Below are 14,382 nucleotides of genomic sequence, written 5' to 3' on the forward strand. Positions count from 1 at the left end.
GGATGACAACAGCGGCTGTCTAAGAACTTTATTTTTCAGGTCTTGGTCTGCCGCTGTTTGATTTTTGTTCAGTCTAAAGCTTTATTTCCACTGGATATTTTACAGAAACTGTATTCTTTTTACAGGGCTCTCTCAGTGCATAATTTCTTTCTTATTTACCTTAACACCTGATAAGGATTGATCAAACATATCGAGAATAAAAAGGAACCTCTCCGCTTCACGAAATACATGATCGGCCAATAAAGGATGGATAATGCTTTTTATTCGGCACTCGTCGATTAAATCACGCGCTGTTTTCTTAAAATCACGCAAAGACTTCACAGAGATACGGTTCTCATCAACAAATTGACTCAGGAGTGGAACGGTTTGTGACTGTGGCCGCATATGACTTAGGTCAATCGCTTGAAACATCAGCATATCAAAATCATTACTAAACTCCCTAGCTTGTTCAACCAGTTTACGTTCGGATGGATCAAGTAAATGGCCTATAAATTTTGCATGATCGGCCATAATTTTTAAGAAAAATACATTTTCATCAATAATTGCATCGGGTAATGGTTCAAGCTTCCCTGAATTGAGTTCTCCTAAACGGTTTCTGAAATAATTGGCTTCCCGGCTTATGTGATCTACCAGTAAAGGAAAATTGGTTTGTCCAGGAAGCTTGCATTGTAATATAAGGCCCAATACCATTCTCTTAAATGCCCAAATATTCGTCGCCGCATTCTGAACTTCCGTATTAAACTCTTTGATTGTATAAGGATCTGTCTCGGTATTAAATTCATTCGACCTTTTCTCAATATCCTCAAAAATGGCGTAGAACCGATTGGCTTCTGTTTTAAGTTGAGTATCTTCCGCTCGAAAACCTAACCCCAGAAAAAAGGAATGCTCCTTCATGATCCTGGACCAAAATCGTATTTCATCTAATGAGCGTGAAACGAATGCATCCAATCATATCCCTCCTCTATGTGAGCAAAAAAGCACTTACTTAGTCATATGGAATATGCCTTGTCATTATGAATATCGAATCCCACGCCTAATCTAATTCCGAAGTTGAGCTATTGAGACTCGTAACTCTGTTACCTTATTTATGTACGTGAAATATTTCTCTGTACTAGCTATTGACCGTCGGAGTTATTAATCATTCCGGGCGCTCTCCTGATACTAGGTGTATTCGAAATTCAAGCTGGTCTCGCATAAAAATTTTACCCGCTATCTTAACTGATTCTGGCTTAATCTCCGCTACTATTCCCCCGTAATCCTCAAATGTCACACGCAATTCCTCATCAACGGATACAACGTATACATGTGCCTGGACCAAAGCAGCTCCAAACAACTCCATGTCTGTCCTCAATACTTTATATGTGCGTTTCACGATGATCACCTCAAATATTCCATTCGGTGAACCATATATGGATTCCTTCTGCTTTAAACATTTCTGTGTATGTATCCATTGTTTGTTATGGTGTTTAACCGGATGTTTCTTCGAAACCTCCAATCTAATGACTAGTGCCTTTATACTTTCGACGACCTACGTTCCCCTAAAAAAATTAAATTCCATAATAATACTCATATTTGAATTTATATCATTTAATGTTTGGACAATTATTCCAATCTAATTCTATAATTCACTTGTTATTACATATATTTAGGAGGAAGTCATGAACAATATTATATTCAAAAAACTAGGAACAATAGTGTTAGCTCTTCTCATTGGAGCTTCGATGTTCTCATTGTTCCCTACCGTTACAAAAGCTGAGACTACAAATGTGACTTGGAAAAACGGGTCTGTAGTAACTACTCTTGACGGGGGAGGAACAAGCGATAGAGCGACAGTGGGGAAAACAAATGGGAAATGGTATTGGGAAGTAAAGGTAAACCATGTTGCCTCATTCGTAGGGATAACAGGTGAATCAGACCGACAATATCAAGCTATTTATGGAAATAGTGGTGAAATCATCAATAACATTACCTCACCAGTAAAGATAGGTTACAGTTCTGGTTTTGGAGTTGATACCACTATCGGTATTGCATTGGACTTAGATAACGATAAAATTGTTTGGTACAAGAATGGGGTTTCCCTCGGAGCTAATTCCATTAAACCATCTGAACTAGAGGGGTCCCATATTTTCCCTGTGGTTTTAAGTGGAACTGCTCAGAAAATAGCTTTTGAGGCAAACTTTGGAGCAAGTGATTTTAAATATCCAGTTCCTGAAGGATTTTTACCTTATCAAGATTCGGGTACATCTACAACACCGGATCCATCTACAAAGCCGGATCCATCTACTACACCGGATCCGTCTACAAAGCCTGATCCATCTACTACACCAGATCCGTCTACAAAGCCTGATCCATCTACTACACCAGATCCGTCTACAAAGCCTGATCCATCTACTACACCGGATCCGTCGGATACAGATGGGTCCCAACCAGCTGGTGACCGTGCTATTCTGACTGTAACGATGGACAATGGATTTGATAAAGAGTTCGATCTGAGTAAAAAAGAACTGAATGCCTTCATCGCGTGGTATGACGCTAAAGATACTGGTAGAGGTGCTTCTTTCTTTGCCATTGACAAGCACAATAACAACAAAGGTCCATTCAGCAATCGCAAAGACTACGTAATCTTCAACAAAATTCTCACATTTGAAGTAAGCGAATATTCAACTAAATAAACATGACGAAGGACTTCATATCGGCTAATATGCCAATGAAGTCCTTTTTTACCGTTACCCTAATCTCGAAATCACGCCTACATTGCTATACTGGATGATACATTTTTCCTAGACTAAAGCTTTGCAACCCTACACTTGGCCCCCGACCTTGTTTGTACTTAGATCAATATTTTTAGTGTACACTTTGTTATTAATAAGACTAATGATGCTGTTAACTACAATTGAAGTAAGTACCGTTAACAACGTTAGCCACAACAAGATCAAGATAGATACCTTGGGAAAGAAAATAATACTCTGAAAATAATAATAACAAAAAAAGGTGTGAGTTAACCAAATATTCATTGAATTTTTACCTAAGTAAGCGAAAGGTCTGGCTAGTTTTAATTTATTCATTAAATGAATACTAACGAGGATAAGTACAGGAGCTATTATCATATCAATCGTTGTCTTCTCAAATAATTGACTCGTGGTACGAAAGTGAAATAGCACTATAATTATTATAATATCAAAAAGTATGTTATTAAATATGATGGAATTATAAATCTTACTCATCCATGAATACAAATTATATTTAGCAAAGAACAACCCTATCATAAACGGCAACTGCCAATACATAATACTGTAATAATTTCCTTGTGAATATGAATTATAAAAAACAAGGCCGGAAATGAGTAGAGTTACCCATGCATTACGTTGAAAGGCTTGGAAGGTGACCGGAAAAATTAATAGCAGCAGAATATAATCATATAAAAACCACCACTCACCATTATATGAACTGGATAGGGCTATAAAATTCCGCAAAAAATCCATTATTGAATTATTTTGAAATCTATCAGAATTTCCAAAGAAGTATAGACCAGCTGGAATAAAAAGCAAAAAAACAACCCAGTAATTTATCATTATTTTGCTTAATCTTGTAAAGCTTTTTTGCATTAAATGATGTGGATTTTGAACATTGCTCTTATATAAACCATAACCACTTAGAAACAAAAAAATGGATATTGCTATTTGTCCAAAATGCCCTACATAAAATTCCCCTCTTTCATGAAATAAACTAAATAATGAAACATAGTCGTACTTTAATCTGTCAGGAAAAGCAAAAAGATGATGAATCAAAAGGAGTATTACAGCAATACCTTTTGCAATATTTGTTTCTTCAAGTTTTAATTCCTTATCATTGTGCACACAATATCCTCATTTCTAGTTGTACTTGAATAGAGATATATTAGCACAAACAAAAAATATAGAATATTTATTTTTTTTAATACCATTACACCCTCCATTTTTATACAAAAAAATGCGGTCTCCAAAAGCCAATAGACCACGCTGTTCCTGAGTTTGTAAGTTATTGGTGAGGGGGATAACCCCCGGCTTTGCGAAATCGCCTAATTTGATATAATAAGTAATTTATACAATTTTTATCAATACAGTGCGTCCGATATCATATACTAATAAAAGGCCTCTAGAATAAAAAAAGCCACTGTTTATTATCCTTGTTGTTAAAACTTAAAAGTATTATGTATTCAACACTAATATTCGATAATAAAGGTAACAAGATAAAATGAGCAACTACCTCAACCGATGAGGACACTCACAGGAGAATTCGTCATGTTAAAAAAAGTTTTATTCATTGCTCTACTTTCTGTAGCTCTAACAGCTTGTGGAAGCAATTTTAAAGAAACAACGACAAGGTCTGAGTCTTCAAGTACATCCTTTGCTACTGAACAAACAGTAAGCAATGAAAATACTGCTCAGCAAGCATCTACAAATGAGGTCACAGATAAACAATATTTATTTGCTGAATTCTTGAAAGATGGAACACCCGTGTTAACAGAAGATCAAGCTTCTATGGAACAAACCTCTTATGACTTCATTGCTAAAAACAGTGACTTATTTCCTTCCACAGATAAAAGCAAAGTCATTAATCTAGTAGACAAATCCGTAACAACAAAACACTTAAATAAAAATTTGAACTTATACTTAAACAAATTTGTAAAAATAAGCGGGGATGTAATAGATATAGAAGAAGATAACATTCCTATAGGGACAACGGCTATCGTTTATATTAGTGATGAAAATGATAATACAGTAATGGCAGTTTATCCGGGAGCAAGTGGAGAAATTTTTGAAGGAGACGTTGCTACAGTTATTGGAGTTCCTATCGCTAATTTTTCATATGAAAATGTTTCAGGTGGCTATACGAATACTACACTGTTAGCAGCTTCCTTTCTCGCGAAAGAAAATCAATAAATGTTAATCATGTAAGCCCTTCGGGGCTTTTTCTTTTAAGCAAAAACAGAATTAAACTGTTACGTTCCATTGTTAAAAAGTAATTATTTTACTTATTATTTAATATATGCATTAAAATGTTTAGACGATACATATTGAAACTGCTAAACTCGCATAAATAATACATAAATAAGGAGAGATTATTTTGAAACGAGTTATTTCGTCATTATTGCTACTGGGATTTATTACTCTAATATGTTTTAGTTCCTCGACATACGCTGCTACAAAAAACGTAGTGTGGGAAAAGAGCCAGTCTGTTTCGGCCACCGTAGATTCAAGTGGAACTAAAGCAAGTGTGGGAAAAACCAAAGGAAAATGGTATTGGGAAGTCACAGTAACAGCTCAAGCAAGTACCACAACTGGCATTGGTATCGTCGGTGAAGGTAAGCAATACAATGGACCAGGTGCAGGAGCTCTTCAGAACTGGATGTATTATGCTGCAAACGGAAACACTTTTCCGGGGATCGTTTCTTCTGGAAAGACCTACACATTAAAGGACGTTATTGGTGTGGCTTTGAATATGGATGATGACAAGATAAGCTGGTATAAGAATGGTGTATTCGTTTATACAAGTACCTTTAAACCAAGCGATCTTCCAGGAGAGATTGTGACTCCTTCGATCACAGGTGGTTCAGCTGGCAGCTTTTCGTTTGACACAAATTTTGGTGCGACTCCATTCACGCACAGTATTCCCGAAGGGTTCCTCCCCTACCAACAACCTGAAAATTCATTAACTCTTAATGCAACAGGGAATGAAGAAAATATTCAATTGCAGTGGAATGAAATAACAGGAGTCACTACTTATAAAATTGAAAGAGCACTAGCCCCTGGGGGTCCGTATGAAGAAATTGCCTCAGATATTTCTGGTACTTCTTATACTGATAATAAAGTTGAAGAAAACACTACCTATTATTACGTAGTTTCTGCGAATATCTCCATGGATCAAGTTGTATCCAATGAAGCAAATGCTTTTGTAAAGAAATCCACGCCCGATCCGTCTGATCCAACCGAACCAGAACAACCTAGTGGTGACCGTGCCATCTTGATTGTAACGATGGACAATGGATTGGATAAGGAATTCGATCTGAGTAAAAAAGAACTGAATGCCTTTGTCGCTTGGTATGATGCTAAAGATGCCGGTAGAGGTGCTTCTTTCTTTGCCATTGATAAGCATAATAATAACAAAGGTCCATTCAGTAACCGTAAGGACTACGTAATATTCAATAAAATCCTTACATTTGAAGTAAGCGAGTATTCAACGAAATAAACAACAAGAGAGGTAGACTGTCCACTGTGCAGGACTCAAGATGCCTCGCGGCTTAAGTGGATCAGAAACCCACGCAAGGTTGCTTACAATAAGGTGTACAATCGCAGCATGTTTGATATATTTAAAGTGATTAGGAAATTGTTCAAAAGAAAAAAGCTCTGCCGACCCATAAGGTTAGCAGAGCTTTTTATCTAATCTAATTTCGGGTAGATTATGAAAGAAAGAAGTCGTTGAATTTGATTGATGGGTCATTATCATACAATTCTTTTCACAAAATTAAACCCAACATGATTTAAGGATGATAACCAAGAGGATATAGAGCACCAAAATGGCCGCTGTAGAAGTCCACACACCGCAAACAGCTGCACCTGCACATCCGCTCATAGCTTTAGCCCTCCTTTATTTTGTCGTCATTTTAATATATGTGTAAATATGTTTTATGACCGGGCATTCAGGTAAACATAAAACACCCCATTTACGTATGCCCGCGGAATATTAGGATACTTTCCAATCGCTTGCTGATATCTTTGTTAATATGGGAGATGGGATATACACCGTGAAAAAGCCATGCTTAATAGTTCCTGATTGTAAATCTGATACTTACAGTTTTGATCCAACACCCAATTCGCAAATCCTACAGCTTTAGTGTAGCAATGATAATCATAGGGATTAATTTTAAACTCAAGAATATCCAGCATAATCTGATTCTCTTCATCTGATAATTCCAAACCCAACTGGCTAAACTGTCTTTGTCGAATTCTCCGAGCAGTGGCGTCTTGTATTGCTTTGTGTTGATTGGACACTTGTCCTTTGTGTTGACGATAATACAATAAGTTTATGGGGAGGTTCGCTATTTGTACCTGTGAAGCTAATCGGTTCCACATTTCGTAGTCTTCGGCATGAGGATAATTACTATCATATTGAATGTTTAGCCGATGTATCATGCTATTGCGTATTATTGTGACAGGATGGCAGATACAGCAATGAAATAACAACCATGTTTTAATTTCTTCATGACTGGCCGGATTCACCTTAAGTACTCCTCCACTAGAAGTAGTAAAAGCAGCACCGCATACATCAATTAAAGGATTTTGATCCATAAATGATATTTGCACATCCAATCGATCTGGCGTAGAAATATCATCGCTATCCATACGAACGATATATTCACCAGTTGCCCTATTGAATCCCTCGTTTAAAGTAGCGACCAAACCTTGATTGGTACTATGAAAGATTTTAACCACTCTAGGATCTGTTATCTGTGAAATAAGAAAAGCAGATCCATCTGTTGAGCCATCATCAATAATAATTAATTCAAAATCGGAATAGGTTTGAACTAAAATACTGTGGATTGCTTCCCAAACAAAAGCCACAGTATTATAAACTGGCAGTATAACTGAAGCTCGTGGCACAAGAAGTTCCCTCCATTCTACATTTTAAATTAAGAAAATATTATTTTACATAAAAGCAACTTCCCTATTTTTCTCGAAAACTAGTTCTTCATATATTTATGTTCTAAGTATATGTATTGGAATACGTTTCGAGGCGGCTTCTTGGTAAAAAAGGTCCTAATAAAAAGAACTTGTAGAACTGACAATATAATTTCCTCCTTTAAAAAGATTATTGAAATAAAATAGGATTATTGTAAATTTTTCATTCATTAACCACCTTACCTCCGGCCTACGCATTACGAGTGCTTCGTAATAGAATCAATAGAACTGAGCTTGTGGGAGAACGTATTTCGGTTCGACATACCGACTGCATTCATAGTTGTATTAACGATTCATTAAACCGATAAAAAAGCTTTCTATACCACCCTTTGGGGTGATTATAGAAAGCTAATCTGCTTTGCAGCTATAGCGCTCACTTAAAATTTTCCAGGGAACTGTTTGACAATGCCTTCTGTCAGGATGTCCGCTAAATGAATCATATGGATCTCGTTTTTATCGGTTGATGCAATACCCGCTTTCCAATCTCCTTTGATATAGTCAAGGACTAATTCCGTAATCAACTGAAGGTGCGTATACAGCATATCTTGTAGTGTTTTAAACTGCCAGTTTGGATTCGCTGCACTTAAAAATTTGGCGATATCATCGGCGTTTGTACGCCAATCCGCCTCTAGCTTTTTCACATCCGCCTGATTACCCGCTTTAGCAGCCGCTACAATTTTCCCTGCGATTAGAATATGCTCCCTCAGAAGATCAGTCAGCTTATTACCAGCGGCTTCCCCATAATAAGGCTTGATCACATTGCCTATATCTTGCTGGTTCCGTAAAAGCCGGTCCAATACGTCCTTCTGATCTTGAAGATTAGATATGGCGCTGACAATATAGTTCCTCGTCCATATCGTATGGTCGATCCATACCTTCTGCATATCGCCTTTCAGTTGCACCATTTTGGAACTTAGGCAAGTAGAATCCTTCTCCTCCCCTACCTTCGCTTGCGCGACTACTAACGGAGTCATGCTAAAAACGAGCGCCAAGGTTAACGGCAATGCCAACAGCCATTTGTTTTTCAATTCATCTGCTCCTCTGTACTTTTGGAATAAAACAGGCTGTCTTATTATGGTTCAAATATCCGTTTTTAATTCAAAACACAAAAAAAGCCTGCCGGTGATTAGCCAGCAGAGCGACTTTATATACGCTTCAAAACATGAAATCATTAATGCAACAACAACCATTATCTTCATTTTTTCAACATACGTATTTAGCATGCCCAATAGAACTTATTTCATATACACACATTAATTCTTTACTACTGGGAATCATAAATTTGTACATCATTAAAATAAACAAGGAGTGGTTTTATAATGGGTATCCTAAGCGGGAATCCAAAAGACGAGCCCATGCATTACGGAGAAATTTATAGTGTGTGGCAGTTGTCAGCGTTAGCGAAAGGCAGCGTTTCATTTTACCAAGCATGTTTAAACCACGCAGGAGACAAAGAACTCAAAAAAGTACTGGATGATCTTATTGATCAAGCTAAACTGGAAATTCAAGAATGCGACGCAATGCTTACTGATAATGGAATTGCCCCAGCTCCTATTTTGCCTGAAAGACCCCCTGTGAAACTTGAGGATATCCCGGTTGGTGCAAGGTTTACTGATCCCGAAATTGCAGCTAAAATCGCATTAGATACCTCTGTGGGATTGACATCTTGCAGCCAAGCTATGGGTCAATCCATTAGAGAAGACATCGGGGCTTTATTTGCGAAATATCATCTAACTAAGACTGCTTTGGGAGTCCGTATTCTAAAAATGAACAAAGAAAAGGGTTGGCTAATACCTCCTCCTCTTCAATTAAAAAGACCTGAACCAGTTAAAGCCTAAATTTCCTGTACGATCTTCAACACACCGTTCCTTAGATTGTTCAACAAAAATCCCCGCCGACCAGTTAAGGTTTGCGGGGATTTAATCTTATTTAGAGTATTTACTTAACTTCACCGTTTGATATTTTGAGCAGATGTCTCCTTTGTAAGATATAAGGAGATAACAAGCCTAAAGCTAAGGACACATGCAATTGTAGTTATAATATGAATTGATTGGGAGAAGAATGCTCACTCCAACAAAAAAGCGCGTCCTCCAAAAACTTGGGAGCCGCGCTGTGCTTGAGTTTCATTGAATGCTGGTGAAGGGAATTGAACCCCCGGCCTACGCATTACGAGTGCGTTCCGGTACAGTTCAGGATAGATTAATGAATATCTAGAGGATGCCGTGATAAGTGGCATCCTTTTGTTCGCTAAAGGACAGTTAGGTCATAGCTAGTGCTACAATCGGCATGAGAGAAATTTCTCGAATAAATAAAAGCATCTTTTAGAAGGATTTTTCAATAGATAGATTAACTCAATTACTAAGGCTTGAACCAACAAAATCCATAGAGTGGTGACAAGGATGGCAGTCGGTCTTAGCTATAAAAAGGAAAAGCATTCACATCCTTGACTTTCCCCTGCACGGGAAACTGTATACTCACATTATGTTATAGATTGGAGATGATATTTTGTTCAAAATCAGTGCATTTTCCAGGCTAAGCAAGGTCTCCTTAAAAACACTGCGTTATTACGACCAGATTGGCATACTTAAGCCGAGAAAAGTGGATTACGATACGGGCTACCGTTACTATTCCGCAGATCAGCTTCTTGAGCTCAACCGAATCTTAATCTATAAGGAATTGGGTTTTACATTGCCCCAAATTAAACAGCTGCTTCAGGAAGATATTTCATTGGAGAATATTCAAGGCATGTTTAAGCTGAAAAGAAGCGAAATCCAGCATATCATCGATACGGAACAAGCCAAACTCGTCAGGATTGAGGAGCGGATGCAGCTTATAGAAAAAGAGGGGCAATTCGAAACGGGTCAAGAAATCAGAGTCAAAGCAGATGGTGCTCAATCGTTTTTTTATCAGAAAACATGCGGGAAAGAAGAGGACATTCCGGATTTGTTTCGTCAATTTGATCAGTTATTAACAACGGAAATTCGCCAGCTGATCCAAGGCCCTCAGGTTGTTTTGTGGAAAGACATCGACGGAAAAGAGGATGAGTTTGAGTTTGAAGTCGGTTATTTTTTAACCTGTGAGCTGCGGTCATTTCCAGAACCGTTTCGGCTACGGACTCTTCCTCCTGAACCGATGATGGCTACAATGGCTTTTCATTCAAATTCAAAATTTGATGGTGCGGCCTGTGTTCATTTAGCTAAATGGATTGAGAAAAATAACTATCAGATCAAGGAAAACGAATTAGGTAGGGAACTATATTTACCGTTAACTCCAGAACGAGATGCACAATTCATAGAAATACAAATTCCCATTATAAATAGATAACTGAAGAAGGCGGAGTGGGGTAAATTGAAAAATAAGCGGATCATCTATGTCCTGGCACTGGCTGTTTTTCTGATTGGAACCATTGAATATATTATTACGGGAGTCATTGAGATGATCGCTGTGGACTTGGGAGTATCTACTTCAGAAGCTGGGTTATTGGTGACTGTGTTTGCTCTCGCCGCGGCCATTGTCGCTCCGATTTTGATTGCATTAACGATCAATGCAGATCGCAAGAAACTACTAATGACCACCCTTGGTGTGTTTATTGCCAGCAACGGACTTATGTTTGTAGATCTTGCTTATGAAACAGTACTATGGATACGAATTATCCAAGGGGCTAGCGGAGGAATCGCTACCGTTGTAGCCATGGCAGTAGCGACACGACTCGTTGAAAAAGAAAAAAGGGGCAATGCCATCGGTATCATTTTGATGGGGCTTAGCAGTTCGCTAGTGCTTGGTGTTCCCATGGGCACATTTTTTAGTGAGATGTTTGGATGGAGAGTGCTATTTGTTTTAATCGGATTATTAAGTGTTCTTCCATTACTTATCATCTATAAAAAAGTTCCGGCAATCAAAGAAGAAGAAAAGGTTACCCTCAGAATGCAGCTCTCTATTTTAAGAAATCCAACCATTCTGATGGCCTTGGTTATTACGTTATTTTATGTCGGCGGCTATTCTACACTGTTTACTTATATTACGCCTTTCTTGCAAGCCACGTCCTCTCTTTCCATGACAGAAATTAGCGGTGTTCTGTTCCTGGCGGGCATTTGCAGCTTTGTCGGATCAAGAGTGGGCGGACAATTGGCAGATGCAAAGGGATCGAAATTTACCATTTGTCTCGGGCTCATCTTACAAGGGGCGACTCTTCTTTTATTCGCTCTAGCCGGAGTCAATCTCTTGGTATTAATCTTGGTTTTAATGATTTTTATGTTAGCAACTTGGAGTATTTCCCCGGCCCAGCAACTTTATCTGGTTACTCTGGCGCCTCGAAATCCGGACATTGCTCTTAGCGTAAATACTTCGTTCATCCAATTTGGTTTTGCACTGGGATCTGGATTAGGCGGGCTAGTCATCAGTCGTACATCTGTCCTATATTTGAATTGGCTGGGTTTTGCCGCTGTAAGCATAGCTTTACTTCTTGCCATCTTACTATTTAAAAAAATGAGCAGTAGGACTGGAACCCCTATTGTTACTAAATAAGAAATGGACTGGACACCCACATCCAGTGCAATTTCAAAGATGGTATATATCGTCTTAAAATACAGATCCTAGCTTAATGTAGCTGCAAACAGTTCTATATCCGATTTTGACACTTTATATGTATGATTCATGCTGATCACCTTGATAATTGATTCGGTGAACGATGTAGTAATTCCTTCAACAAAAATCCCCGCCGACCAGTTAAGGTTAGCGGGGATTTGCTTTGCTTACGTTTAAGCACCTCCAATGGTAACGTAAGGCTGAATACTATTGTGGTGGTTAAGGGCTTGATCCGGCACAGTAACAATAAACAAAAAGCTAGCCGCGATGATCAGCAGTACCATTTTTTTTAACATTGGTCATCCACACCTTTTCAATGAAATTTAAAAATGCTGCTTTAGTTTCTGAAACCGCATAATCCCGAAAATGTAAAAACAAACCCATACAGTTTATAAAATTAGTCTCATTATTTAATGTATGATAACTTACCATTGCATACATCAAATGTTTAAAACCATCAATGTAAGAGCCTCGATGTAAATAATAATAAGCTAACTCGTAACCAAACCACGCGATATAATCCGGTATCACCTGTTGGGTATACATATCATCTGATGATGGTTGCTGTTGTGCAAAAGCGTTTATTTCGGCTTCAAATTGTTGAAGTATACCTTCCACATCTATGTTATATTGGTTTGCTGAAATTATAACATTCAACAGTTTTGAGATTTTCTCATTCTCGTTAGTGGCTGATGTCACTGCAATATATTCAACATAATCTTGAAGCACACTTATATCTCCTGACAACAGTTTATATACGTAAGTATTACCTTCTGCCCAACTTTTAAACAAGCTAACCCAGTGTTGAGTGTCGTCGTCAGTCTCTTTGACCCAATCTAGATTAGCGTAGGTGTATGTATAATCTAGAGCTTGTTGATAGTCGCCTTGGGCTTCACAGACACTTGCACACAATAAATCGGCATATGAAATATATACAAACAACGGGCGACTTAGCTTCTTGGCAGACTCATCACGCTCTCGACTCTCTTGTTGATGTTTTAACGAATATTGAGCTTTCGCTTTCTGCTTCATTTTTTTCGCCGCTTCATCTACCTTGTTCCATTTACGCAAAGACCTGTACACATTAGCCAAGTCCTTCAATGCATCAAGCTGGTCTATTTCATCTAGGCGTTCAACAAAAGCTTCAAATATCGTAGCTGCACTGAGATTGCGACTTTGATCGTCTCCAACTTGAATCGTGAATATACGATATTGACAGATGGCTAAACGTTCAGAATGTTGGTACTTCTCCGCTTCAGCTACGCCCTCATAGAGCAGCAATGCAGCCTCATGTCGTCCCTGTGCTAATAGTACTTCTGCTATATCAAATAGTTTAGGCGAATAGAGTACGTTGTCCATAATGCTTCCCACCACTCGACGGATCGCATCCAGCTTGTCCAACTCCGCACAGCGAAACAAAAACGGCTCGATTCGTCTCATATTCGGGGGAGTGTCGATGATGTAGTTTTCTATAAATAAGTCGTAAAAGTAGCCCTCCGGTAAATCCATAGCTTCAGTAATTAGGTCAAGCTGGTTAACAGACATAGACTTATTCCCCGTCACAATAGCACTTACTATTCCCCTATTCATGCCTGCTATATGCCCGAATTGCGTTAGACTCATGCTCTCTTGTTTTAAGTATCTGTCTAATTCTGCTCGTATCGTAGGTGTATGCTTCATGCCATAGCCACCCTTCGCATAAACTTTCCATAATTTTTAAAAACATACTTCATTTTTCACCAAAATTAACCACCTGTCAATATACTATGCAACTAATGTAAGAATTCGATTTTTAGCATGAAACAAAACAAAGAACTAATTATATATAGCATAATAATCCTACTAAAAAGACCTCAGCGTAGAAGATTGTCCAAAACCACAAAAAAGCGCGCCCTCCAAAAGCTTGGAAGCCGCGCTGTGCTTGAGTTTATAGCTATGCTGGTGAAGGGAATTGAACCCCCGGCCTACGCATTACGAGTGCGTTGCTCTACCCCTGAGCTACACCAGCAGGTCAGTGTAACTGACAACAAAAACTATTATACTCTTAGTTACATAAAAATCAATCACTTACATCAACTTT

Annotated in this window: 13 protein-coding genes and 2 tRNA genes; 6 read left to right on the plus strand and 9 right to left on the minus strand. The window is 38.2% G+C overall.

Translation table 11 applies throughout. From position 1 onward, the window contains the following. Positions 1-132: 132 nt before the first annotated feature. Complete coding sequence (locus MKX30_RS22550) at positions 133-948, minus strand: DUF2935 domain-containing protein (RefSeq protein ID WP_076158829.1); 816 nt, start codon at positions 946-948, stop codon at positions 133-135. 190 nt (positions 949-1,138) lie between these two features. Beyond that, entirely contained in the window at positions 1,139-1,372 is a 234-nt protein-coding gene (locus MKX30_RS22555; RefSeq protein WP_028541174.1) for a hypothetical protein, read from the minus strand. A 286-nt stretch (positions 1,373-1,658) separates the two neighbouring features. On the opposite strand from MKX30_RS22555, the gene MKX30_RS22560 reads away from it, so the two are divergent. Further along, positions 1,659-2,672 (plus strand): SPRY domain-containing protein, encoded by a 1,014-nt coding sequence (locus tag MKX30_RS22560; protein ID WP_341063554.1) that lies wholly within the window; start codon positions 1,659-1,661, stop codon positions 2,670-2,672. 129 nt (positions 2,673-2,801) lie between these two features. Here the strand turns inward: MKX30_RS22560 and MKX30_RS22565 are convergent, their stop codons facing one another. Further along, positions 2,802-3,857, minus strand: coding sequence for an acyltransferase family protein (locus MKX30_RS22565; protein ID WP_341063556.1), 1,056 nt, complete (start codon positions 3,855-3,857; stop codon positions 2,802-2,804). Between the two features lie 423 nt (positions 3,858-4,280). Between MKX30_RS22565 and MKX30_RS22570 the strand changes: the two genes are divergently transcribed. After that, entirely contained in the window at positions 4,281-4,922 is a 642-nt protein-coding gene (locus tag MKX30_RS22570; RefSeq protein ID WP_076295425.1) for a hypothetical protein, read from the plus strand. Positions 4,923-5,106: 184 nt separating this feature from the next. After that, a complete protein-coding gene (locus MKX30_RS22575) occupies positions 5,107-6,228 on the plus strand; it encodes an SPRY domain-containing protein (RefSeq protein ID WP_076295426.1) in 1,122 nt (373 codons plus the stop codon). A gap of 276 nt (positions 6,229-6,504) precedes the next feature. On the opposite strand, the gene MKX30_RS22580 is transcribed toward MKX30_RS22575, so the two are convergent. From MKX30_RS22580 to MKX30_RS22590, 3 genes are all read right to left on the minus strand, one after another. Further along, the gene (locus tag MKX30_RS22580; protein ID WP_023986758.1) at positions 6,505-6,612 is read right to left on the minus strand and encodes a hypothetical protein; all 108 of its coding nucleotides are present in this window, start codon (positions 6,610-6,612) and stop codon (positions 6,505-6,507) included. Between the two features lie 146 nt (positions 6,613-6,758). After that, positions 6,759-7,640: a glycosyltransferase family 2 protein gene (locus MKX30_RS22585; protein ID WP_053324514.1), complete on the minus strand. Its 882-nt coding sequence runs from the start codon at positions 7,638-7,640 to the stop codon at positions 6,759-6,761. A gap of 455 nt (positions 7,641-8,095) precedes the next feature. Next, positions 8,096-8,746: a glycosyltransferase gene (locus MKX30_RS22590; protein ID WP_339201364.1), complete on the minus strand. Its 651-nt coding sequence runs from the start codon at positions 8,744-8,746 to the stop codon at positions 8,096-8,098. Between the two features lie 291 nt (positions 8,747-9,037). Between MKX30_RS22590 and MKX30_RS22595 the strand changes: the two genes are divergently transcribed. Further along, positions 9,038-9,556 (plus strand): DUF3231 family protein, encoded by a 519-nt coding sequence (locus tag MKX30_RS22595; RefSeq protein ID WP_053324513.1) that lies wholly within the window; start codon positions 9,038-9,040, stop codon positions 9,554-9,556. A 296-nt stretch (positions 9,557-9,852) separates the two neighbouring features. Here the strand turns inward: MKX30_RS22595 and MKX30_RS22600 are convergent. Beyond that, positions 9,853-9,913 (minus strand) — tRNA-Thr (locus MKX30_RS22600). 310 nt (positions 9,914-10,223) lie between these two features. Between MKX30_RS22600 and MKX30_RS22605 the strand changes: the two genes are divergently transcribed. Both MKX30_RS22605 and MKX30_RS22610 read left to right on the plus strand, forming a co-directional pair. Then, positions 10,224-11,042, plus strand: a complete 819-nt coding sequence (locus tag MKX30_RS22605; RefSeq protein WP_023986754.1) for a MerR family transcriptional regulator — start codon at positions 10,224-10,226, stop codon at positions 11,040-11,042. A gap of 24 nt (positions 11,043-11,066) precedes the next feature. Then, positions 11,067-12,242: an MFS transporter gene (locus tag MKX30_RS22610; protein WP_028541186.1), complete on the plus strand. Its 1,176-nt coding sequence runs from the start codon at positions 11,067-11,069 to the stop codon at positions 12,240-12,242. Positions 12,243-12,560: 318 nt separating this feature from the next. Here the strand turns inward: MKX30_RS22610 and MKX30_RS22615 are convergent, their stop codons facing one another. Then, on the minus strand, positions 12,561-13,982 hold the full coding sequence (locus MKX30_RS22615) for a transcriptional regulator (protein WP_340959408.1): 1,422 nt from the start codon (positions 13,980-13,982) through the stop codon (positions 12,561-12,563). A 256-nt stretch (positions 13,983-14,238) separates the two neighbouring features. After that, a tRNA-Thr gene (locus MKX30_RS22620) sits at positions 14,239-14,310 on the minus strand. Positions 14,311-14,382: the final 72 nt, after the last annotated feature.

It is taken from the genome of Paenibacillus sp. FSL P2-0173 (genome assembly GCF_038008045.1).
Lineage (GTDB): Bacteria > Bacillota > Bacilli > Paenibacillales > Paenibacillaceae > Paenibacillus > Paenibacillus polymyxa_B.